The following is a 23377-nucleotide window of genomic DNA, read 5'->3' as shown; positions in this document are numbered from 1 at the left end:
CTTTTTCGCTCTTGTCCTCGTGGGTGGGCTCCTGGGCGGGGCTGCAGGCTGGCTCGTGGACCCATGGACCGGGGCCGTGGCAGGTAGCTTGGTGGGCCTCCTTCTGGGAGTCCTGGTCGGAATGACGAAGTCGGTGTGGCTGCACTTCACTCTGCCCCGGCTCTACCTGACGGTGCGGCACCGACTGCCGTTCGCCTTGATGTCCTTCCTGCGGGACGCGCATAAGCAGCGCGGGATCCTGCGCCAGGTCGGATCCGTGTACCAGTTTCGCCACATCGACCTGCAGCGCCACCTCGCTGCCCAGTACGGGAGATCAACATCTGGATCCTGAGCAAACCATGACTGGGCCCGGGCGCATCGGCCTCGGCTCCGAGCTGAAGCGCCGCACCGACTCGACGGCGTACCGCGGTTGATGGTCGTCTTCGACCGGGCCGACGACACACCCTGCGGCACCTCACCCCGTACTGGGAGACCATCCGGCAGAAGGGCGACCCGAAGCGGTCCCTGGCCATCGTCGCCCCGTGTGCCCCGGCCCGGCCGGGCCGTGACCGCCGTTCGCGGCGGGCGTCACGGCCCGTCGTCGAGGTCGGCGAGCCACTGGGGCAGGTCCCCGCGGCGGGCGACGTTGAGTTTGCGGTAGACGCGTGTCATGTGCTGCTCGACGGTGCTGTCGGTGATGTACAGATGCCGTGCCACCTGCCGGTTGGTGTAGCCGCGCGCCACCAGCGCCGCCACCCGGCGTTCGGCGGCCGACAGCAGCAGGCTGTCGCGCCGGTTCGCGGCCGGCCCGTATTCGGCCGTTCCCGGCCGTTGCAGCAGGTTCCGCAGTGCCCCGGCACCGCAGTCCTCGATCAGGGCGAGGGCCCGCCGCTCGCTCTCCTCGGCGGCCACCATGTCGCCGGCGGCGGCATGGGCCTGTGTCTGGTCCGCCAGGGCACGCGCGAGTTCGAGCCGGTCCCCGGTCGAGGCGAGGAGCTTCACGGCGTCCTGCAGCAGGATGCCCCGGCGCTCCGCCGGCTCCATGGCCGCCCGCAGGCGCAGCACCATGCCGGTGATCCTGCTGCTCAACGACTTGTGCGTACGCATCTGTTCGTTGATCAACTGCGCCGCCTCCGTGTGGTGGCCGAGGTGCAGATACGCCTGGGCCGCGTCCAGGCGCCAGGGCACGAAGCTGGGGACGTCCATCTGCCACTGCGTCATGAGGTCGCCGCAGGTCAGCAGCTCCCTCAGTGCCATCTGATGCCGACCGGTGACCAGGTAGTACGTACCGCGGGCGTGGCGGTAGTGGATGCCGAACCGCGTCTCGAAGACCGCTTCGGGCACCTCGTGACGGAGCACCTCCTCGGCCGTGGCGTGGTCCGCGGCCACCGCGGCTCCCATGAGGAGACTCCCCAACGGCACCCCGATTCCGACTCCCCAGCTCTGGGGTGACATGGCCGACAGGGAGCGGCGGGCCAGTTCCATGGTGGCCGGCATGTCCCCCTGCCGGAAGGCGATCTGGGCCTTGAGGCTGCAGAGCACCGCCTCCCAGGCAGGGGCTCCGCGCTTGGTGGCTTCGGCGAGGATCCGCTCGCACTCCACGGCCACGCTGTCGGTGCGGTCCGCGTAGAACAGCGCGGCGATGAGCGTGCTGGCCGCCTCCATCGTCCGGTCGTTGACCGAGTAGTCGCGCAGCGTCTCCTCGGCCACGGTGATGACCTCGTCCTGGGCGTCCGAGCGCAGGACTCCGGAGAGCATCTCGATGGCGTGCAGATACGCCTCGGTGCCGGTGGGCAGTGTCGTCGGCACGCGGGACGACGGGGCGTCCGGGCCGTTGCGGAAGCGCTGACCGAACTCGGGATAGGACGTCTCGAGCCACTTGTCGAAGATGTACAGGTCCGTCGATGTGCGTGCGCTGCGGGACGGTTCGAGCCGTGCGAGCACATCCTCCGCCGCGTCGAAACGGCCGCTGCGCAGCAGGGTCCTGGCCAGTGCCAGGGAGTGCCGGTTGTCGAGCGCGTGGTCTCGTAACTGCGCCTGGAGGGGCAGCATCCGGCGCATGGCGATGGACGGACTGTCGGGCCACGCCACTTCGGCCAGCTCTATGGTCAGCTCTGTGCGTACGGCCTCGTCGGTGCATGCGGCATGGGCCAGCTCCAGACAGGAGATGGCCAGCTTCGTGTCCTGGCGCAGCAGTGCCTCGTCCGCGGCCTCGCGCAGCACGGTGATCTGCCACCGTTCGGTCGCCCGGCCGGCCGCGAGCAGATGGCCGGCGATCTCCGGTGCGGGCTCGGCCTTCTGGTGCAGCCAGAGTGCGGCCCGCAGGTTCAGTTCCGTGCGGGTGGCGCCGTCGATGCCGGCGAGTACCGCCTCTCGGGCGACCGGGTGGCGGAACCGGCCGTCCGGCGTGGTGATGCCCGACGCGGTGAGCCGCTGGACGGCCTGCTCGGACGAGGCGAACTCGTGGTCCAGCAGATGCTCGACGAGTTCGGGGAAACGCGCGCTGCCCAGGACCGCGAGGACGGTCGCCGCCCGGGTCAGGCCCGGTGCGCTGCCGTACAGGCAGGTGACCACCGCCTGCTCGTAGTTCTCCGCCACGACCAGTTTCAGGTCCTCGGGGCGCCGCAGATCCTGGGCGGACGAGATCAGGTCGTCGATCAGCGCGTGAAGGAGCAGTGGATTCCCTCCGCTGGTCATGTAGGACTCGTCGGCCAGCAGCTTCGCGATGCCGGTGCCGAGCCGTGACACGAGGAGGTCGCGCACGGCGATCCGGGAGAGGGGCCGCAGACGTATGAGACAGCAGTGGGGGTTCCGCAGCAGTTCGGCGGTGCGGCGCATGGCGTCGGGTCCCGATCCGCTCCCGATCCCGATCACGACCATGATTCTTGAGTTGCGTATGCGGCGCACCAGATACGAGAGGTACTCGGCCGAAGCCTCGTCGGCGTATTCGAAATCGTCCACGACCACGAGCACGGGAAGTTCGCTGGACAATTTGAGCAGCGAGCCGCAGAAATCGCGTGCCGTGAGCTGCCCGGGATGCGAGGGACGATGCTGCGTCTTTTCCTGTGCTGAGCTACGCGAACTGTAGGAGGGGCCGAGCGGGATTTCGATCACGCTGTTCGGTTCCGGCACCGTGTCGACGAGTTGCCGTACGGTTTCGAGCCGTAGTTGCTCCTCGGAAGGCGAGCACCGGGCCTGGACGACCAGCGCGCCGAGATCATGCGCGTGCTCGACGAGAGCCTGTGCCAGTGAGCTTTTTCCGCTCGCCACCGGTCCGGTCAGAACAGCCACTCCGCTGTCTCCGCCGATGGAGTTCACGAACATGCTTTTGAGTGAGCTGAGATGCAGTTCCCGTTCCACCAGTTTCACTGCCTGGGTCCCCCTGTGACTGGCTAACTGTTTAGGGCCGTCGTGAGCTGCGGTGATGGTGTGTCACTGCGGTCCGCCGGCCAGGTGGATCGATCTGGTGTTCGCTGATCAGCTTGCTTCACGGCCCTCGTGTGGGAAGTCGGCCGGGCTGGTTGTGGAGGTGCGTCTTCTGGTCCCTGCGCAGGGGTGTGACCCTCGCGGAACAGGCCGAGGCGATCGAGCGGATTACGGAGTGGGAGTGGCAGTCGGCCGCCGACTCGCACAACTCCTCCAAGGCGCCCTCCGGGGGCGGGCGGCGATGAGAACGCCGCGCCGAAGTCGCCGCACGAATGCCAGGCCGACCGCCCCTGGCGCTGTGACCTCAGTCATATGACGGAGGGTGGTGAATGCTCGGCCGAGTCCTTCTGCTGCACGAGATTCCACTACTCAGGGCCTTTGGTCGGGAACGATCCTTAACTGAGGGTGATGCTCCTCCCGGGCGACGGCAGGGAAGTCCTCGTTCCGAGGCGGGATCGATGACTGCTGGTTCCTCGAGCGCTGTGCCATCACAGTCTTTGATCTAAGCGCAGACATGTCAACTGCCAGTTGAGTCGGGCTGTGGGTGCGGCCCTGTCTGACGAAAACATGACAAGGCGCAGAGGGCCTCGACCTGCGATGACTGCTGAATCGTGACCCTCCGGCGGCGGAGCAAAGTGTTCACCAAGCCCGCCGACGGGCCCTGTCCGCGGCCCACCTCGCGCCCTCGGGGACGGGCGGACACGACGCCGCTTCCGTGACCGTGTGCCGGAGGATCGTCACCGCCGACGGAGTTCTGTCCGGCGGAGATCGAGCGGCAACAAGATCAGGAGGCCCACCGAACCGTCTCGGCCAGGCTCGAACCGCAGACCTTGACAGTGACTCGTGACGGTAATGGATCATACGAAGACCGTCTGAACCACGGGCAGCGGCCGAGCTGAGGCGCAGGCGTGAAGTTGAGGAAAGGACGTAACCCCGCTATGCCGGACGGCACTCTCCAGGACTCCGCGGCACTGTCCGCCGACCCGTACGGGACACTGGCGCGACTGCGGAACGAGGCACCGGTGTGCCCGGTCACCGGGCCGGACGGCCGGCGGTTCTGGCTCGTGACGCGCTACGACGACGCCAAGGCGGCCTTCGTGGACCCGCGGTTGTCCCTCGACCGCCGCAACGCCCTGCCCGGCCAGTACCAAGGCATGTCTCTTCCTCCCGCGCTGGACGCCAACCTCCTCAACATGGACCCGCCGGACCACCGGCGCCTGCGGCGCCTCGTCGGCGCCGCCTTCACCGGCCGCCGCGTGGAACGACTGCGCGGACCGATCCAGCGGATCGCCGACGAACTCATCGACGCCGTCGCCCCGCTCGGCCGCGCCGACCTGATCGCCGCCTACGCCGCTCCGCTGCCCATCGCCGTGATCTGCGATCTGCTCGGCGTTCCGCGTTCCGCGCGCCCCGATTTCCGGGCTTGGACCGACGCGCTGACCGCCCCCGACCCCGCCCGTCCGGAACGGGCCAAAGACGCGGTCGCGCACCTGTGGCACTTCTTCACCCGCCTTGTCTCCGACAAGCGCCGCGAACCCGGCGACGACCTGCTCACCGATCTGATCGCCGCCTGCGACGGAGACGACCGGCTCACCGAGGCCGAGCTGACCTCGCTGGCCTTCCTCATTCTGTTCGCCGGCTTCGAGAACACCGTCCATCTGATCGGCAATGCCGTTCTCGCTTTGCTGGACCACCCCGGACAAGCGGCCCAGTTGCGTGAGGACCCCGGTCTGATCGAGCAAGCGGTGGACGAACTGATGCGGTTCGACGGGCCGGCACCGCTCGCGATCCGCCGATTCCCTACCGAAGACATCGAGATCGGTACGGTACGCATTCCCGCCGGGGAGACCGTCCTGCTGTCCCTGGCCTCCGCCAACCGTGATGCCACCCGCTTCGACCAGCCCGACCGGCTCGACATACACCGGGCCCCGGCAGGGCACCTCGCCCTCGGCCACGGCATCCACTACTGCCTGGGCGCACCCCTGGCCCGTCTGGAGACCGCCATCGCCATCGAGACGTTGCTGCGCCGGATGCCGGGCCTGGCCTTGGCCGTACCGCGGGATCAGGTGCGTTGGCGTCCGTCCATTCGCTCCCGCGGTCTGCTGTCGCTGGACGTGGTGTTCGATACCGGCCCCGGCGGAGACCCGCGGGGGTCGGCCGAGGCATCACTCATGAACGGCGCCGGCCGTGCCGACCGCTGAGGGCCGACTCGCCGACAGGCTCAACTACCTGTTCGAACACATGCATCCTCCCGGCAAGCCGTACACGAACGCCTACGTCGCAGAGCAGGTCCGGATCTCGGAGCAGTATCTCTCCATGCTTCGGCGGGGCAGGCGCAGCAAGCCGGACCTGGACCTGCTGAAAAGGCTCTCCAGGTTCTTCGGCGTTCCCGACGGCTTCCTGTCCGGGACGATGAGCGAGGAGGCGGTGGCCAAGACCGAGGAGGAGATCGCGGTCCTGGCCGCGATGCGGGACGCCCGCGTACGGGCCATCGCGCTGCGAGCGGTCGGTCTGCCGCCTGCGGTGCAGGACAGCCTCACCGAGATCATCGTCCAGTTCCGGCAGCAGATGGGCCTTCCCGCTGACCCGGCCGCAGACCCGCGTGAGCCCTCGTGAAAAGAGCGCGGGCGAGCAGGCCAAGGATCCCCGAGGGCATTCTGTGTATCTGGAAAATCCACGCCGGCGACGCTGGCGTTGGCACATACGGGGCGAGCATGAGTCGGAAGATCAGGAAAGCACGAAAACGCTGTGAAGCGGTGGTCGCCGAGCTTCTTCTTCCTCCGGAGGCCGGTCTGGAGGAAGTCTGCGATCTGGTTGCCGACCGGGTGGGCCAACCAGTACACACCCTCACCATGCCGCTGGGCGGTGTCGCCTCCGGGATGACCATCCTGTTGGAGCGGGAGTTATGGATCTGCGCCGACCAGGACACCTCGGCCTGGCACCAAGTCCACGTGCAGCTGCACGAACTCGGGCATCTGCTCATGGGCCACGAGAAGGAACCCGCGGTCGCCGAGGAGGCCCTCACGCTGTGGACGCCCTCTCTGGACACCGGGGTCGCCATGCGCCACATGGGGATCGGCCCCGCCTTCTGGCGGCACCACGCCTACGACAAACCCGCCGAGATGGAGGCCGAGATCGTAGCCAGCTTGCTGGAGGAACGGATCAGCCCCCACCTTGCCCCGTCCCCGGCTCTGCACGGCAGGGCCCAGCACATAGCCGCCACGCTCGGCCCGGTTCTGCAGCACACGCCGCGAGGAGCGCAGCGTCGTGCGTGACGTCCTGTACCTGACGATAGGAGGCTTCGCCTGGGCGGGGGCCACCTACAAGGCACGGGCATGGCTGCGCGACCGTGCCAACACCAACCTGGCCCTTGTTTCCTGCATGATCGCCGCGGTTGGCCTGGTGATGACGTTGTCCAGCCCTCGCCTGTACGGCGCGTTCGATCAGGCGGTCGGCGTGGCCAACCTGGCCATCGCCATCATCTATTCCAGCGCGGTCGCCTTCGTCCTCGGCGCCCGGGTCCTGCTGCTGAGCTGGGTGCTGAGCGATGGCAAGGCGGGTTTCGCCCGCGCTCGGCAACGCACGCGCTGGATCATCGCCGTCACCCTGGCCGCCTGGACGGTCGCCCTCGTGGCTTTCGCGACCCACCGCCCCTACGAGGTGGAACATCCCAGTGACTTCACCACCGTCTACGCCGACGATCCCGGCGTAGAACTCTTCCTGGTCATCTATTTGGCCATCTTCGGCACCTGCATGGCCTCCCTCGGCGCCCTCTGCCGCCGCTGTGCGGCGGAGCTGCAGGCAGAACGTCCGTGGCTGGCCAGAGGGCTGTGGCTGATCGCCTACGGCTCCTTGGCGATCCTGGTGTACTGCGCCGCGAAGCTCGGCGGCATGGTGGGCCGCTGGAGCGGTGTGGACCTGGACGTGCTCGCCAACGACCTGGCACCACTGAGTGCCTCGTTGGGCGCGCTTCTCGTGGTCGTCGGCTTCGCGGTGCCCGCCGTCGGCTCCCGTGTCACCGCCTGGCGGCTCGTCCGCCGTCTCCATCCGCTCTGGCGCACCGTGACGGCGGACGAGCCAGAGGTGCAGATAGAAGACCTGCACTGGTGGTGGCCCGCCAAGTCCCTGCACTGGGTGGCATCTCGGCAGATGACGGAGATCCGAGACGTGCAGCGAGGCATCCGCCGATACGTGGACGCCGCGCTGATCGACACCGCACGCGAGCGCGGCAGCGCGGCCGGCCTGGACGAGCAGGAACTGATGGCGCTGACAGAGGCGGCGGCTCTGCGCCGCGGCCTGCACAACCGCAGGAGCCGGCACCTCCCGGACCACCCCGCGGCCACGGTCGTCATGGGCGGCGGTGAACAACTGGCCGACGAACACGCTCATCTCGTGCGAGTCTCCGACGCCTACAACACACCGCTGGTCGGCGAGATCCTCGCGGCTGCCCCTGTTCGCTGAGAGAGCTCGGGCGAACCGCCGCTCCGTCCCCTCGGCCTCCGTCGCCCTGGTCCGGACATGCCGGTGCCCGGTGGTGGGGGGGGGCACGCCACCGGGCACCGGTGTCCGGGTCAACTGATGATGTCGAACCGGCCCCACCCGTCACCGAGGGACTGCGGCGGCAGGAACGTGGCGCCGGGGGCGTCGGCGTCGAAGGCGCCGCTGTGCCGGTGGACCACCAGGGTTCCGTCGTGCCGCAGAGCCAGCAGGTCGGGATGCCCGTCCCCGTCGATGTCGGTGATGGTCAGGACCCGGTTCGTCGCCAGGTCCCACCCGGCGCCCAGCGCGTGCCAGGCACCCTCACCGACCGGCTCGCCCTCCTCGCCCCGGCCGTGCGCGTAGACCTCGTACGCCGAGAGCTCGCCGCTCGCGTGCAGGACCAGAAGGTCCTCGTACCCGCTGCCGGTGACGTCCGCCAGGCCGACCGGGATGTCGGTCTCGTCGAGGACGGCGAAGGGGAGTGGCGGGGCGAATATCTCCTCTTCGCCGGCCGCACCGCGGTTGACGATGCGGTGCACCTCGCCGGTGCCCTGCAGGCGGCCCACGATGTCGGCCCGGCCGTCGCCGGTCAGGTCGCCCAGCGCGATGGTGTCGTAGGTGACCTCGGGCAGCTTCCCGCCGAAGCGCAGCGGGGCGGCGAAGGTGCTCATGCCGTTCAGGCCGCCCTGGTTGAGATGGACCAGGGCCTGCTCGTCCTTGGAGATGACGACGATGTCCGCGTACCCGTTGCCCGTGAAGTCGCCGGCGCCGAGCCAGAGCACGTTGTCGAAGCCTTCGCCGACCTTGACGGGGTCGCCGAAGGTCTTCGGGCCGTCCCAGCCACCCTGGTGGGGGAAGACGAACAGCTCGGAAGTGCCGGGATCGCGGGCCAGGATGTCCAGCCAGCCGTTGCCGCGGAACGAGCCCGACCGGTGGACCGGGGGAGCGGTTACCTCTTCGGTGACGGTTTCCATGACGGGGTTCCTCACGTTGTCGGTGCCCACGGCGGCGTCACTGCGCGCCGCCGCGCACACTGCGGATGTGCTCGGCCAGGCCGGCCGGGGTCGGGGCGGAGAACAGGTCCGCCAGTTTCACCGAGACGTCCAGGGACCGCTCGACGTGCTGCAGAAGTTGCGCGCCCAGCAGCGAGTGACCGCCGTGCGTGAAGAAGTTCGTCGTCGCCGTCACGTCGTCGCGGTCGAGCAACCGGCGCCACAGCGCCAGGAGTTCACGTACGACCTCGTCGGCCGGCTCCGGTCCGGCCCCGGCGGTGCCCCGCCCGGGCGCGCGCTCGCCGGCGAGACGGGCCAGGGCGATGTAGTCGACCTTCTGGTTGGCGTTGGTGGGCAGCGCGTCCACGACGAGGAAGTCCTGGGGGATCGCCGACCGCGGCAAGGTGGCCCGCGCGTGCTCCCACAGCTCGCCGGTGATGTCCGCCTCGCCGGTCGTCTCGACGAACACCACGAGCCGGGCGTCCGCACTGAGATCGCCGGTCACGAGCGCGGCGGCGGCGCGCACCCGCGGATGGCCGAGCACGACCGCCTCGACCTCGCCCAGCTCGATCCGGTTGCCGCGCAGCTTGACCTGCCGGTCCGCCCGGCCGAGCAGTTCGAGACTGCCGTCCGCGCGCCACTGGCCCAGGTCCCCGGTCCGGTAGTAGCGGCCGTACACGGGGTGCTCCCGGAACCGGTCCGCGGTCAGTAGGGGCCGGCCGTGGTAGCCGAGAGCCACCCCGCGGCCGGCGATGCACACCTCGCCCCGGACACCGACGGGCAGTTCACGACCGTTCGGGTCGAGCACCATGACCTGGGTGTTGCGGATCGGACGGCCCACGTCCAGGTGATCACCGAGGTCTTCGGGCACCACGCAGGACGTCGACCAGATGGTGGTCTCGGTGGGCCCGTAGGCGTGATGCACCTGGCAGCCGGTCCGCACGAGGCTACGGGCCAGCGAGACCGGGACGGGCTCGCCCCCGCAGATGACCCGGCGGCCCGCGAGCCGGTCGGCGACCTGGTCCAGGACCAGCCGCCACGTGGTGGGGGTGGCCTCGAGGATGCTGGGCTCGTAGCGGTCGATCAGCTCGCGCAGCACTTCGCCCCGGGTCCGTGCCTCGTCCGGTGCGATCACGATACGGCCGCCGGAGTACAGCGGCACGTGCAGCTCGATGCCTGCCATGTCGAAGGCGAAGGTCGTCATCCACAGCATCGCGTCGTCGCTGCTCGCGCCCAGTTGCTCGGTGAAGTGGGCCGCGACGTTGGCGAGTCCGGCGTGGGTGATCAGCGCGCCCTTGGAACGCCCCGTCGAACCGGAGGTGTAGATCAGGTACGCCGCATCGTCGGGGGCGGGCCGCCGGCGCAGCTCGCCCACGGACCCCTGGGACTCGGGCCCGTCCACCGGGACCAGCCGCAGGGCCGCCATGCCGCTTCCGGCCGTCCTGTCGAACCCCGGGTCGCTGAGCAGTACCGCGGCCCTGGAGTCGGACAGCAGATAGGACACCCGCTCGGCCGGATGCTCCGGGTCCACCGGCAGATAGGCTCCGCCCGCCAGCCAGATGCCGAGGACTGCGGCCACGAGTTCGGGACTGCGGGCCGCGGCGACGGCCACGACGTCTCCCGTGGTGACGCCGGTCTCCCGCAGGAGTTCGCAGGTGGCCTCGGCCGCGTCCCAGAGCCGGCGGTAGGTCACGGCACGCGGTCCGTGCTGCACCGCCACCCGCAGCGGCGCCGTGCTCGCGTGCCCGTGCACCGCCTCCAGCACGCTCGCCGGATCCAGCGGGGCGCTCGTCGCGTTGGCCGCCGCGACGACCTCGTGGTCCCGCTCGCCCCAGATCCTCAGCTCCCCGGTCGGCACCTCCGTCGCCGGACCGCTCCCGGCGAACGACAGCAGGAGGGCCTCGTACCGGTGCAGCAGTGCGCTGACATCGTCATGGGCGAGCACGGTGGCGTCGTGTACGGCGATGAGGCGCAGGCCGCTGTCGGACGACATCACGAAGAACTCGAGGTCGAACTTGCTGAAGCCGTTGCGCGCCACCAGCGGCCTGGCCCGCAGACCGGCGATGTCGAAGTCGGGCAGCCCGAAGTCCGGTACGTAGTTGAACAGATGCCGGAACAGGGTGTCCCGCCACGAGGAGTTCGCGCGTGGCACCAGGCCCGAGATGCTGTCCACGGGCACCTGGGAGTGCACGAGCGCGTCGAAGAACGTGTCCCGGGTGGTGCGCACCAGCGACCGGAAGCTCTCGCTGTGGTCCACCCGGACCCGCAGCGGCAGGACGTTGACGTGGTAGCCGATGGCCCGTTGCGCCTCGGGGGGCCGGACGTTCACCGGTGATCCGACGGTGATGTCGGGGCCCGCGCCGTGCGCGGCGAGCAGCAGGAAGTAGGCGGCCAGCAGGACGACCGCCTCGGGAGCACGCAGCTCCTTCTGGAGCCGCTTGACGGCCGCCGCCGCCTCGGGCGACAGCGTGTGGGTGACCTGGGCGCCGACCAGCGTCGGTTCCGTCCCCCCGGGTGTCCCGACGCGCAGCTCCAGGGTCTGCGGGTCGAAGCCGGCCATCCGCTCCCGCCAGAACGCGACGCTCTCCTCGCTCGGCTCGGTCTCCCGCAGGATCCGGGCCGGCACGAGCAGGCCGGCGTCCGGCGCCTGGCCCTGGACCGTGCTCTCGTAGGCGGAGGTCAGTTCTTCGAGGAGGACGGTGCTCGAGATCGTGTCGTAGACGAGGTGGTGGAACACGAAACACAGGACGTCCCCGCCGGGATGGCGAAGCAGCGCGGCCCGTACCAGAGGGCGTCCGTCGAAGGTGAACCGGCGGGCGACGAAAGGCGTCAGAGACTCAGCCAGGCGATCCGGCGCGGGAGCGAAGTCGTCGACCTCCTCGATGTCCACCCTGAATTCCTCGGAACTCAGCACGGTCTTCGTCAGATCGGCGCCGGCGGCGAAATAGACGGTGCGCAGGACCTCATGGCGTCGAAGGAGGACGGTGAATGCTTCCTGAAGCGCCGAAATGCTGAGCCTGCCGTCCACTTGAAAAGCGAGCGGCAGGTTGTTGGGTGCGCTCTCGGGAGCGAGCCGCTCAAGAAGCCAGAGCGCCTCTTCCTTCCGGCCGGCCAGGGTCAGCTCGCGCTCTGGCCACGAGGCCGAATGCGGCGCGATATTCGCCGTACGGTTCACGGAATCCTCCAGATGCGGGCTGCTGCGACGGCGGGGACGACTGCGCCCGAGCGTAGGAGGAACACGAGGTGGCCAGTACCCCTAATCCGGCGGACCTCGCCCCTTGCCACCCGAGCCGGGAACGATAGGGGATGGATAGGGGATCGGAAACCTCGCACCCGTCCGACGGCCCCCTCTACGCTCCCGAACCGGGGCCGATGTTCTCTCGACCGAGGAGTTTCGATGAGTGAGTCCGGCGAGTGGAAAGTGCTGGCGGACGGTGACGATTCGGGCGCGGTCGTGCTTGCCGTGGATTTTGACACGACCGGCAGGCCGGAGGCACGTTTCTCGGATCTGGTCGCCAACCTCACGACCGACCTGACCGTTTGGGAATCCATTCCGCCGGCCGTCGAAGCGGCTGCCGAATGGTCGGGAAAGGAGTACGTGGACCATTGGGCGGGGAAAGTGGCGCGGGAGCGTCCGGAGGTGCGCGCGGTGATGGGGTACTGCGCCGGTTCGGTGTTCGCCGCCACGCTCGCCGAGCGCGTCGCCGAACTCCAGGGCAGTGAGCCGCTGCTGCTCCTCTTCGACCCCGAGATCACGGTCGCCCAGACCCTGCTGTGGCAGTTCCAGAAGATCGTCGGGTTCATGTCGTCCGTGCTGCCCGCCGAGGACATCGAGGCCGCGCGGGACGCCGGGCGCCGCTGCTACGAGCGAACTCCGCAGGTGGGGCCGCTCAAACAAGGGCTGACCCGGCTGGTGCGGGAGGTCGGTGAGCCCGCCTTCACCCGCGCGGGACTCGACCGCACCCGGCGTGCGGAACTCTTCGACGCCTTCGGGTCCTTCATGGGCTACCTCGCCGCCGCCGGAGACCTGGACCCCTTCGAACGGTGGCGGTCCGCGACGGCGATCAGCTCCTCCAGCCCCGCGAGCGGCCTCAACGGGATCCGGGCCGCCGGCGTGGGCGCCGACCAGGTCTCCGTCGGCCGGGAACTCGCGTTCGACGTCGAGCACGCGACCATGCTGGCCGACAAGAAGATCGCGGCCACGGTTTCCGACCTGCTCCACACATAGTCCGGGAGACGCAGACCGCCATGCCGAGCACACGAGACTCCGTCACCGCACCTCGACCCCCGCGCACCGGCGACGCCGTGGCGGTCGTCGGACTGTCCTGCCGGCTGCCCGAGGCGCCCGGACCGGCCGCCTTCTGGGACCTGTTGCGCAGCGGCGCCGACGCTGTGGCCGAGGTGCCCACCGATCGATGGGACCACGCGGAGGTCACCCGGCGGGAGCCGGCCACGGCGAACGCCCGTTTCGGCGCGTTCCTCGACCGCGTCGACACGTTCGACGCGGGCTTTTTCGGGATCTCCCCCCGGGAGGCAGCGGCGATGGACCCGCAGCAGCGCCTCGTGCTCGAACTGGCCTGGGAGGCCCTGGAGGACGGCGGCATCGTGCCGGGCTCCCTGAGCGGCAGCCGCACCGGTGTCTTCGTCGGCGCCATCTGGGACGACTACGCCACCCTGTGGCACCGCGAGGGCATCGGGAACACCGGCCCGCACACCGTCACCGGGCTGCACCGCGGCATCATCGCGAACCGTGTCTCGTACGCCCTGGGGCTGCGCGGCCCCAGCATGACCGTCGACACGGCCCAGTCGTCCTCCCTCGTCGCGGTCCAGCTCGCCTGCGAGAGCCTGCGCGGCGGGGAGTCAGAGGTCGCGCTCGCCGGCGGGGTGAACCTCAATCTCGTACCGGACAGCGCCGTGGGCATGGCCCGCTTCGGAGGGCTGTCGCCCGACGGCCGCTGCTTCACCTTCGACGCGCGGGCCAACGGCTACGTCCGGGGCGAGGGCGGCGGCCTCGTCGTCCTCAAACCGCTCGCACGCGCGCTCGCGGACGGAGACCCCGTGTACTGCGTCATCCTCGGCGGCGCGGTGAACAACGACGGCGCCACCGACGGGCTGACCGTGCCCGGGCAGCACACCCAGGCGCAGGTGCTGCGCACGGCGTACGAGCGTGCCGGGGTGGACCCCGCCGACGTGCAGTACGTGGAACTGCACGGCACCGGGACCAAGGTCGGCGACCCGCTCGAGGCGGCCGCGCTCGGCCGGGTGCTCGGCACGCCGCGCACCGGCGGCGACCCGCTGCTCGTGGGCTCGGCGAAGACCAACGTGGGGCATCTGGAGGGCGCGGCGGGCATCGTCGGACTCCTCAAGACCGCGCTGAGCATCCGTCACCGCAGCCTCCCGCCCAGCCTCAACTTCCGTAGGCCCAACCCGCTGATCCCCTTCGGTGAACTGAACCTGCGCGTCCATGACCGGCTCGGTCCCTGGCCCCACCCGGACAAGCCGCTGCTGGCGGGCGTCAGCTCCTTCGGCATGGGCGGCACCAACTGCCACCTGGTCCTGGCCGACCCGCCGGAAACCGGCACCGGCACCGCCGGCGCCACCACGCCCCACGCGGCGGCACCGTCCGGCCCGGTGCCGTGGCTGCTGTCCGGCCGCAGCGCGGCGGCGCTGCGCGACCAGGCGGCCCGGCTGCGCGACTTCGTGGCCACCGACCCGCACCGGCGCCCGGCGGACGTGGGGCACTCGCTGTTCACCGGCAGGACCGTGTTCGACCACCGGGCCGTGGTCCTGGCCGAGACGGCGGCGGAGTTCGACCTGGGGCTGCGTGCCGTCGCCGACGGCGCGGCCGCCGCCCACACCGTCACGGGCCGGGCAGCCCCCGCGGGCTCGACCGCGTTCCTCTTCAGCGGGCAGGGCAGCCAGCGCCCCGGCATGGGACGCGAACTGTACGCGTCCTACCCGGCGTTCGCCGACGCCCTCGACGAGGCGTGCGACCACTTCGCCCCGCACCTCGAACTCCCCCTGCGCGACGTCCTGTTCGCCGCGCCCGGCACGGCGCCGGCCGCGGCCCTCGACCAGACCCGCTACACACAGCCGGCCCTGTTCGCCCTGGAGAGCGCCCTGTACCGCCTGGCGGCCGACGCGTTCGGCGTCGTCCCCGACGCGCTGATCGGCCACTCGGTCGGTGAGCTGGCCGCCGCCCACGCCGCGGGTGTCCTCGATCTGCCCGACGCCTGCTCGCTGGTGGCGGCCCGCGGACGCCTCATGCAGGACGCCCCCGCCGGCGGCGCCATGGTCGCCATCGAGGCCGGCGAGGAGGAGGTCGCCGCTGCCCTGGACGCGTACGCGGCGCGGGCCGGCATCGCGGCCGTCAACGGGCCCGCCGCCGTAGTCGTCTCCGGCGACCGCGACGCCGTGCACGCGGTGGCCCGGCACTGGCGTGACCGTGGCCGCAGGACCAGGGAACTGCGCACCAGCCACGCGTTCCACTCGGCGCACATGGACGGCATGCTGCGGGAGTTCGGGGACCTCGCCCGGGGCCTCACCTACCGTGCGCCGAGGATCCCGGTCGTCTCCGACCTCACCGGGCAGATCGCGGGGGACCGGCTGTGCTCACCCCAGTACTGGGTGCGCCATGTGCGCGGCGCCGTACGGTTCGCCGACGGGGTGCGCACGCTCACCGAGCGGGGCGTCACGCGCTGGCTGGAGCTGGGGCCCGACGCCGTGCTCGTCCCGATGGTCCGCGCGGGCCTCGACGGCGGCACGCAGGACCACCCGGCCGCCCTGGTACCCGCGCTGCGTGACGGCAGGCCCGAGGCCCGTACGTTCCTCACCGCACTCGCCGGACTCCATGTGCACGGCGCCCACGTCGACTTCGGCCCTGCGTTCGCCGCCCACGAGCCGCGGCGCACCACGCTGCCGACCTACGCCTTCCAGCGTGAGCGCCACTGGCTGGACACGCTGCCCCAGGCCGGCCGTCCCCTCGCCGCGGCGACCGGACGGCCCTCCGGCGCGCCGGTCTCGGAGACCCCCGCTCCGCGGACCGGCGCGCCCTCGGACACCGCGCCCGCCACGCTGCCCGGCCGGCTCGCCGCACTGAGCCGGACCGACCAGGACCGGCTGCTGCGCGAGCTGGTCGGCACCCAGGTGGCGCTCGCGCTCGGCCATGCCACCCCTGACGCGGTCGATCTCGGCCGCACCTTCAAGGACCTGGGGTTCGACTCGCACACCGCCATCGAGTTCCGCGCCTCGCTGTGCGCCGCGACGGGCCTGGACCTGCCCGCGTCGCTCGTCTACGACCACCCCTCGCCCGAGGCGCTGATCGACCACCTGCGCTCGGCGGGGCGGCGGACGGACCCCGACGGTGCCGACCAGGAGAGCACGCGGACCGCCCACGGCGACGACCCGATCGCGATCGTCGCGATGAGCTGCCGCTACCCCGGCGGGGTGGCATCGCCCGAGGACCTGTGGGAGCTGGTCACCCAGGGAGTGGACGCGATCGGGAACTTCCCCACCGACCGGGGCTGGAACCTGGAGGAGCTGTACGATCCCGACCCGGACCGGCCGGGACGCACCTATCTCGCCCAGGGCGGGTTCCTGGACCACCCCGACCGCTTCGACCCGGAGTTCTTCGGCATCTCGCCGCGCGAGGCACTCGCCATGGACCCGCAGCAGCGGCTGCTCCTGGAGACCTCCTGGGAGGCCGTCGAGCGGGCCGGCATCGACCCGGCGTCGCTGCGCGGCAGCCGCACCGGGGTGTTCGTCGGCGCGATGGCGCAGGACTACGGACCGCGCCTGCACGAACCGGTCGAGGGTGCCGACGGCTACCTCCTGACCGGCAACACCCCGAGCGTCGCCTCCGGCCGGGTGGCCTACACGCTGGGCCTGCGCGGTGCCGCCGTCACGATCGACACGGCCTGCTCCTCGTCGCTGGTCGCCGTACACCTCGCGGCGCAGGCGCTGCGGCAGGGCGAGTGCACGATGGCCCTGGCCGGCGGTGTGACGGTCATGGCCAATCCGGGCATGTTCGTCGAGTTCAGCAGGCAGCGCGGTCTCGCGCCGGACGGCCGCTGCAAAGCGTTCGCGGCCGCGGCCGACGGCACCGCCTGGGCCGAAGGCGCCGGCATGCTCCTGCTGGAGCGGCTCTCGGACGCGACACGGCTCGGCCACCCGGTGCTCGCCGTGATCCGTGGCAGCGCCGTCAACCAGGACGGCGCCAGCAACGGCCTGAGCGCACCCCACGGCCCCTCCCAGGAACGCGTGATCCGCCAGACGCTGACCGCCGCCCGCCTGAGTGCCGACGAGGTGGACGCCGTCGAGGCGCACGGCACCGGCACCGCCCTCGGCGACCCGATCGAGGCGGGCGCCCTGCTCGCCACCTACGGACGCGGGCACACCCCCGACCGGCCCCTGCTGCTCGGCTCGCTGAAGTCGAACATCGGCCACAGCCAGGCCGCCGCCGGAGTCGGCGGTGTGATCAAGATGGTGCTGGCCATGCGGCACGGTGTCCTGCCGCGCACCCTGCACGTCGACGAGCCGACCCCGCACGTCGACTGGTCGTCGGGCGGCATGGCGCTGCTGACCGAGCAGGTCTCCTGGCCGCGCACCGGCCGGCCGCGCCGGGCCGCCGTGTCGTCCTTCGGCATCAGCGGCACCAACGCGCACCTCATCGTGGAGCAGGCACCCCGGGCTCCCGAGCAGCCCGCCCGGCACCCGCTCGGGCCGGTGCCCTGGCTGCTGTCGGGCAAGTCCCCCGAAGCGGTGGCCGCCCAGGCCGGACACCTGCACGAACTCCTCGTCCGCCGGCCCGAGACGCACCCCGCCGACGTGGCACTCTCGCTCGCCGTCACCCGGACCCAGTACGAACACCGGGCCGCCTTGGTGCACGGGGCGGACGACCGGCTCGACGCGCAGGTGGTCGAACGGCTGCGGGCCCTGGCCGAGGGCGCGTCCGTGCCCGGCCTGGCCCAGGGTGTGGTCCGGGGGACGCCGGGGCCGCTCGCCCTGCTGTTCACCGGCCAGGGCGCCCAGCGCCTGGCGATGGGGCGCGAACTGGCGCACAGCCAACCGGTGTTCGCGCAGGCCCTGGAAGAGGTCTGGGCACACTTGGACCCGCATCTGGACCGGCCGATGCGCGCCGTCGTCTTCGACGGCGAGACCGGCCCGGACGGCCGGCCGCTGCTGGACCGGACCGCGTACACCCAGACCGCGCTGTTCGCCGTCGAGACGGCCCTGTTCCGGCTGCTCGAACACTGGGGGGTACGCCCCGGCCTCGTCGCCGGGCACTCGATCGGCGAGATCGCCGCGGCGCACGCGGCAGGCGTGCTGTCCCTCGCCGACGCGTGCGCGCTCATCGCGGCCCGGGGCAAGCTGATGCAGGCGCTGCCCGAGGGCGGTGCGATGGTGGCGCTGGAGGCGAGCGAGGCGGAGGTGGCGCCGCTGCTGGCCGGGCGCGAGAACGACGTCTCGATCGCGGGACTCAACGGCCCACGGGCGACCGTGGTCTCCGGCACGGACGAGGCGGTGGCCGCCGTCGCCGACGAACTGCGGAACCAGGGGCGCAGGACCAAACGGCTGCGGGTCAGCCACGCGTTCCACTCGCCCCTCATGGACGGCATGCTGGCGGACTTCCGCGCCGTCGCGAGGACCCTGCGGTACGACACGGCGCGCATCCCGCTGGTCTCCACGGTCACCGGTGAACCGCGCACGGAGTTCGACGCCGACTACTGGGTGACCCAGGTACGGGCCCCGGTCCGCTTCCACGACGCGGTGCGCAGGCTGTACGCCGAGGGCGCCCGCACCTTCCTGGAGGCCGGGCCGGACGGCGTGCTGTCCGCGTTGGGCGACGCCTGCCTCGCCGAGGAGGGTGACGCCGCCTTCGTCCCGACCCTGCGCGCCGACCGCGACGAGAGCGCGACGCTGGCCGAGGCGCTGGGCCGAGCCCACACCCGGGGGGTCGCCGTGGACTGGGCGCGACGGTTCGCCGGGGCCCGGCGCGTGGATCTTCCGGCGACCGTGTTGCGACGCCGGCGGTACTGGCTGGCGCCCGCGCGGGCCGCGGCGAACGCCACGGGGCTCGGGCTCACCGCGACGGACCATCCGCTGCTGGGGGCGGCGGTGGAGTCGGCCCTCTCCGGGGAAGTGCTCTTCACCGCGAGCCTGTCCCGGCGCGCCCAGCCCTGGCTCAACGACCACGCGGTGCACGGGTCGGTGGTGCTGCCCGGCGCCGCGATGGTCGACCTCGCGCTGCACGCCGGACTGCACCTGGGCCTCCCGCGCGTCGGCGAACTGACTGTGTACGCCCCGTTGACGCTGCCCGAGTCCGGCGCCGTCACGGTGCAGTTGGTGGCGGGAGCCGAACAGGACGGCCGCCGCCCGCTGACCCTGTGCTCACGGCCGCGGGCCGACATGCCGTGGACCCGGCACGCCGACGGGTTCCTCGACAGCGCCTCCGAGACCGCCGCCGACGCCTGGCTGGGGCCGTGGCCGCCGGCCGGCGTCGAGGCGACGCCGGCCGACGAGCTGTACGACCGGCTCGACCGGCTCGGCCACGGGTACGGCCCGGCGTTCCGCGGGATGCGCGCGGCCTGGCGCGGCGGCGACGACGTGTTCGCGGACGTGCGTCTGCCCCGCCAGGCACCGGCGCAGCCGGTCGGCCTGCACCCCGCGGTGCTCGACGCCGCGCTGCACGCGGGTGTCGCGCACCTCGCGGCCGAGAGCGGCGGCGCGCTGATGCCGTTCTCCTTCACCGGTGTCACACAGCACACACCGTGCCCGGACACGGTGCGGGTACGGCTGCGGCGCACCGGAGCGCACACGGTCGCCGTCACCGTCTACGGCGAGGGACGCACGGTCGCCACGATCGACGAACTGGTCCTGCGCCCGGTGACCGCGGGCCAGTTGCGCGGCCCGGCACAGGACGCGCTGCACCGGATCGACTGGCCCGAACGCCCCCTGGACGAACGCCCGTTGACAGAGGTCGCGCTGTACGCCGCCACGACCGCCGGGGACCGTGCGGCCGCCGTCGACGCACTCGGCGCGGCGCTCGCGGCCGCGGGGACGAAGCCGGTGGCGCTCCCCGCCGATGTCGCCGTGGGCGTCGCCGCACAGGCACAGGAGGCACTGACCCTGGTGCAGGGCTGGCTCGGCGTGGCACCCGGGGACGAGGCACGCCTCGTCGTGGTGACCCGCGGCGCCGTCGCCACCGAGCCCGGCGAGACGCCCGCCCCCGACGCGGCCGCCGTATGGGGCCTGGTGCGCTCCGCGCAGTCCGAACACCCGGGCCGGTTCGCGCTGGTGGACGTGGACGGGACGCGGGAGTCGTACGCCGCGCTCGCGGCGGCCCTCGCCACCGGCGAGCCGCAGACGGCCCTGCGCCGCGGCAGTGCGCGGGTACCGCGGCTGACCCGCCCGACCGGTCTCGTCCCACCCGCCGGGACGGACGCCTGGCGCCTCTCGGCCCCCCGGCGGGGCACCCTCGACGCGCTGGCGCTGCTGCCCTGCCCGGAGGTGTCCGAGCCGCTCGCCCCGCACCAGGTACGGATCGCCGTCCGCGCCGCGGGGGTGAACTTCCGCGACGTGCTCAGCACCCTCGGGATGTATCCGGGCGAGGCCGGACTGCTCGGCCAGGAAGGCGCGGGCGTGGTCACCGAGGTCGGTGGCGAGGTCACCGGGCTCGCGCCGGGCGATCGGGTGATGGGCATGTTCCCCGGCGCCTTCGGTCCCACCGCGGTGGCCGACCACCGCATGCTGGCCCCCGTACCCGACGGGTGGAGCGACACGCAGGCCGCCGCGACACCGCTGGTGTTCCTCACGGCGTACTACGCCCTGAAGGAGCTGGCGGGGCTGCGCCCCGGGGAGAAGGTGCTGATCCACGCCGCCGCGGGCGGGGTGGGGATGGCCGCCGTCCAACTGGCCCGCCATCTGGGCGCCGAGGTGCGGGCCACGGCCGGGACGGGCAAGTGGTCGGCGCTGCGGGACCTGGGACTGGGGCAGGACCAGCTGTCCTCCTCGCGGACCCTGGAGTTCGAGCAGCGGTTCGCCCCGGGGGTGGACGTCGTGCTCAACTCGCTGGCCGGTGAGTTCGTGGACGCGTCCCTGCGTCTCCTCGGCCCGGGCGGCCGGTTTGTGGAGATGGGCAAGACGGACATCCGTGCCGTGGACGCCGTCGCGAAGGACCATCCCGGCGTCGGCTACCAGGCGTTCGATCTGCTCGAGGTGGCGCCGGAGCGCATCGCCGCGATGTTCGCCGAGTTGATGACCCTCTTCGCGAGGGGCGCGCTCGGTCCCCTGCCGGTGACCGTGTGGGACGTACGGCGGGCCGCGGACGCCTTCCGGTACCTGAGCCAGGCCCGGCACCTCGGCAAAGTGGTCCTCACCATGCCGCCGGCGCCCTTCGCCGACGGCACGCACGACAAGAGCGGCACCGTGCTGATCACGGGCGCCACCGGGGCGCTCGGCCGGGCCACCGCACGCCACCTGGTCACCGAACACGGCGTACGACGGCTGCTGCTGACCAGCCGGCGCGGCGCCGAAGCCCCCGCGGCCGCCGAACTCGTCGCGGAACTCGCCGGCCTCGGCGCGCACGTGGACCTCGTGGCCTGCGATGCCGCCGACCGGGACGCGCTCACCGCGGTCCTCGACGGCGTGGAGCTGACCGCGGTCGTGCACGCCGCAGGCGTCCTGGACGACGGAGTGGTCGCCGATCTGACCCCCGAGCGCCTGGACCGGGTGCTGCGCCCCAAGGCACTGGCCGCTGAGAACCTGCACGAGCTGACCGCGGACCAGAACCTGAGCGCGTTCGTCCTCTTCTCCTCGGTGATGGGCACCCTCGGCGGCCCCGGCCAGGCCAACTACGCCGCCGCGAACGCCTACCTGGACGCACTGGCCCAGCAGCGCCGGGCCCGTGGACTCGCGGCGGTGTCGCTGGCCTGGGGCTGGTGGCAGAACGAGGACGGCATGGGCGGCTCGGTGCTCGGCCAGGCCGACCGGGCGCGGATGAAGCGTTCGGGCCTGGTGCCGCTGAGCACACCGGACGGCCTCGCGCTGCTCGACGCGGCGCTCGCACTCGACGAGCCGACCCTGGTGCCGACCGCCTGGGACCTGTCCGCGATCCGGGCCCAGGGGGAGGGCGCACCCGTCGTGCTGCGGTCCCTGGTGCCCCTCGCGGCACCGCGGCAGGCCACCGCCGCCCCGCCGGACCTGCGCCGACGGCTCGCCGAACTGCCGCGATCGGAACAGGAGCGGGCCGTAGTGGACCTGGTACGCGAGCACACGGCCGTGGTCCTGGGGCGCGGCGGCGCGGCCACCGTCGACGTGGACCTGCCGTTCCGGGACCTGGGCTACGACTCCCTCACCTCCGTCGAACTGCGCAACCGGCTGATCGCGGCGACGGGCCTGCGGCTGGCCCCCGCACTGCTCTTCGACCACCCGACGCCGGCGCGCGTCGCCCGGCACCTGCACGCCGAACTGGCACCCGCCGAGGCGCCGCCCGCGGGCCTGGCGGAACTGGAGAAGCTGGAGACGGCGCTGACCGATGTGCCCGACGGCGAGGAGCTGCGGGCCGAGTTCGAGACACGTCTGAAGGCCCTGGCGGCGCGGATGGCCCGCCCCGGCCGCGAGGGCGGCGACACCGCGCATCTGGAGACGGCCTCGGTCGGCGAGCTGCTCAGTTTCATCGACCAGGAACTCGCTTGAGTCCACACACTTTCCGAGGGGTTGGCACACGTGGCAAACGACGAGCAGCAACTGGTCGAGTACCTGCGGCGCGTCACCGTCGATCTGCGGAAGACCCGGGAGCGGCTGCACGCCCTCGAGCACCCCGAGCCGGTCGCGATCGTCGGTATGGCATGCCGGTTCCCCGGCGGGGTGGACACCCCCGGCGCCCTGTGGGACCTGGTGACGCAGGGCCGCGACGCGGTCGGCGAGTTCCCCGCCGACCGCGGTTGGGACCTGGAGGGGCTGTACCACCAGGACCCGGAACACCGCGGCACGACGTACACCAAGCAGGGCGGGTTCCTGTACGGCGCCGGGGACTTCGACGCGGAGTTCTTCGGGATCTCGCCGCGTGAGGCGCTGGCGATGGACCCGCAGCAGCGGCTGCTGCTCGAGACGTCTTGGGAGGCGCTGGAAGGCGCCGGCATCCTCCCCGACTCCCTGCGGTCCAGCCTGACCGGCGTGTTCGTCGGGGCCTTCGCCCAGGACTACGCGGGCCCGCTGCACCGCGCGCCCGCGGGCTTCGAGGGCCACCTGCTCACGGGCAAGCACTCCAGCGTCGCCTCCGGGCGTATCGCGTACACGCTGGGTCTTGAGGGCCCGGCGGTCACGGTGGACACGGCGTGTTCCTCCTCGCTGGTGGCCCTGCACCTCGCGGTGCAGGCGCTGCGCCGGGGGGAGTGCGACCGGGCGCTGGCCGGCGGGGCGACCGTGATGGCCAGCCCCGGCATGTTCCTGGAGTTCAGCCGTCAGCGGGGGCTGGCCGTGGACGGCCGGTGCAAGGCGTT

Annotated in this window: 11 protein-coding genes; 8 read left to right on the top strand and 3 right to left on the bottom strand. The window is 71.8% G+C overall.

All coding sequences use genetic code 11. From position 1 onward, the window contains the following. The first annotated feature begins 76 nt into the window (after positions 1 to 76). The gene (locus tag J7I94_RS19665) at positions 77 to 331 is read left to right on the top strand and encodes a hypothetical protein (protein ID WP_215168451.1); all 255 of its coding nucleotides are present in this window, start codon (positions 77 to 79) and stop codon (positions 329 to 331) included. A gap of 236 nt (positions 332 to 567) precedes the next feature. Here the strand turns inward: J7I94_RS19665 and J7I94_RS19660 are convergent, their stop codons facing one another. Continuing rightward, complete coding sequence (locus tag J7I94_RS19660) at positions 568 to 3339, bottom strand: AAA family ATPase (RefSeq protein ID WP_308114632.1); 2772 nt, start codon at positions 3337 to 3339, stop codon at positions 568 to 570. A gap of 1004 nt (positions 3340 to 4343) precedes the next feature. On the opposite strand from J7I94_RS19660, the gene J7I94_RS19655 reads away from it, so the two are divergent. From J7I94_RS19655 to J7I94_RS19640, 4 genes are all read left to right on the top strand, one after another. Continuing rightward, positions 4344 to 5606, top strand: coding sequence for a cytochrome P450 (locus tag J7I94_RS19655; protein ID WP_215168449.1), 1263 nt, complete (start codon positions 4344 to 4346; stop codon positions 5604 to 5606). After that, on the top strand, positions 5593 to 6021 hold the full coding sequence (locus J7I94_RS19650) for a helix-turn-helix transcriptional regulator (protein ID WP_308114628.1): 429 nt from the start codon (positions 5593 to 5595) through the stop codon (positions 6019 to 6021). Before J7I94_RS19655 ends, J7I94_RS19650 begins: the two co-directional genes overlap by 14 nt. A gap of 98 nt (positions 6022 to 6119) precedes the next feature. Next, positions 6120 to 6680 carry a hypothetical protein gene (locus J7I94_RS19645; protein WP_215168448.1) on the top strand — a complete coding sequence of 187 codons (561 nt, stop codon included), beginning with the start codon at positions 6120 to 6122 and terminating at the stop codon, positions 6678 to 6680. Then, complete coding sequence (locus tag J7I94_RS19640; RefSeq protein ID WP_215168447.1) at positions 6673 to 7866, top strand: MAB_1171c family putative transporter; 1194 nt, start codon at positions 6673 to 6675, stop codon at positions 7864 to 7866. Before J7I94_RS19645 ends, J7I94_RS19640 begins: the two co-directional genes overlap by 8 nt. 110 nt (positions 7867 to 7976) lie before the next feature. Here J7I94_RS19640 and J7I94_RS19635 read toward each other — a convergent pair whose 3' ends face one another. Continuing rightward, a complete protein-coding gene (locus J7I94_RS19635; RefSeq protein WP_215168446.1) occupies positions 7977 to 8858 on the bottom strand; it encodes a VCBS repeat-containing protein in 882 nt (293 codons plus the stop codon). A 37-nt stretch (positions 8859 to 8895) separates the two neighbouring features. Continuing rightward, positions 8896 to 12051 carry an amino acid adenylation domain-containing protein gene (locus J7I94_RS19630; protein ID WP_215168445.1) on the bottom strand — a complete coding sequence of 1052 codons (3156 nt, stop codon included), beginning with the start codon at positions 12049 to 12051 and terminating at the stop codon, positions 8896 to 8898. 222 nt (positions 12052 to 12273) lie between these two features. Between J7I94_RS19630 and J7I94_RS19625 the strand changes: the two genes are divergently transcribed. The 3 genes from J7I94_RS19625 to J7I94_RS19615 all read left to right on the top strand — a co-directional run. Further along, positions 12274 to 13104, top strand: a complete 831-nt coding sequence (locus tag J7I94_RS19625) for a hypothetical protein (protein WP_215168444.1) — start codon at positions 12274 to 12276, stop codon at positions 13102 to 13104. 20 nt (positions 13105 to 13124) lie between these two features. Beyond that, positions 13125 to 22571: a type I polyketide synthase gene (locus J7I94_RS19620; protein ID WP_215168443.1), complete on the top strand. Its 9447-nt coding sequence runs from the start codon at positions 13125 to 13127 to the stop codon at positions 22569 to 22571. Positions 22572 to 22601: 30 nt separating this feature from the next. Next, positions 22602 to 23377, top strand: a 776-nt coding sequence (locus tag J7I94_RS19615) for a beta-ketoacyl synthase N-terminal-like domain-containing protein (RefSeq protein WP_215168442.1), incomplete at its 3' end; no start/stop codon positions are given.

The organism is Streptomyces sp. ISL-12, assembly GCF_018614415.1.
In the GTDB taxonomy this organism is placed as follows: Bacteria; Actinomycetota; Actinomycetes; order Streptomycetales; family Streptomycetaceae; genus Streptomyces.
The sequence above is the reverse complement of the archived record's forward strand: the minus strand, read 5'-3'. Positions and strand labels throughout refer to the sequence as shown.

Excerpts from the sequence above, each read along its gene's own strand:
- J7I94_RS19655 (WP_215168449.1), top strand. The coding sequence starts at position 4,344 with ATGCCGGACGGCACTCTCCAGGACTCCGCGGCACTGTCCGCCGACCCG.
- J7I94_RS19645 (WP_215168448.1), top strand. The coding sequence starts at position 6,120 with ATGAGTCGGAAGATCAGGAAAGCACGAAAACGCTGTGAAGCGGTGGTC.
- J7I94_RS19635 (WP_215168446.1), bottom strand. The coding sequence starts at position 8,858 with ATGGAAACCGTCACCGAAGAGGTAACCGCTCCCCCGGTCCACCGGTCG.
- J7I94_RS19625 (WP_215168444.1), top strand. The coding sequence starts at position 12,274 with ATGAGTGAGTCCGGCGAGTGGAAAGTGCTGGCGGACGGTGACGATTCG.
- J7I94_RS19620 (WP_215168443.1), top strand. The coding sequence starts at position 13,125 with ATGCCGAGCACACGAGACTCCGTCACCGCACCTCGACCCCCGCGCACC.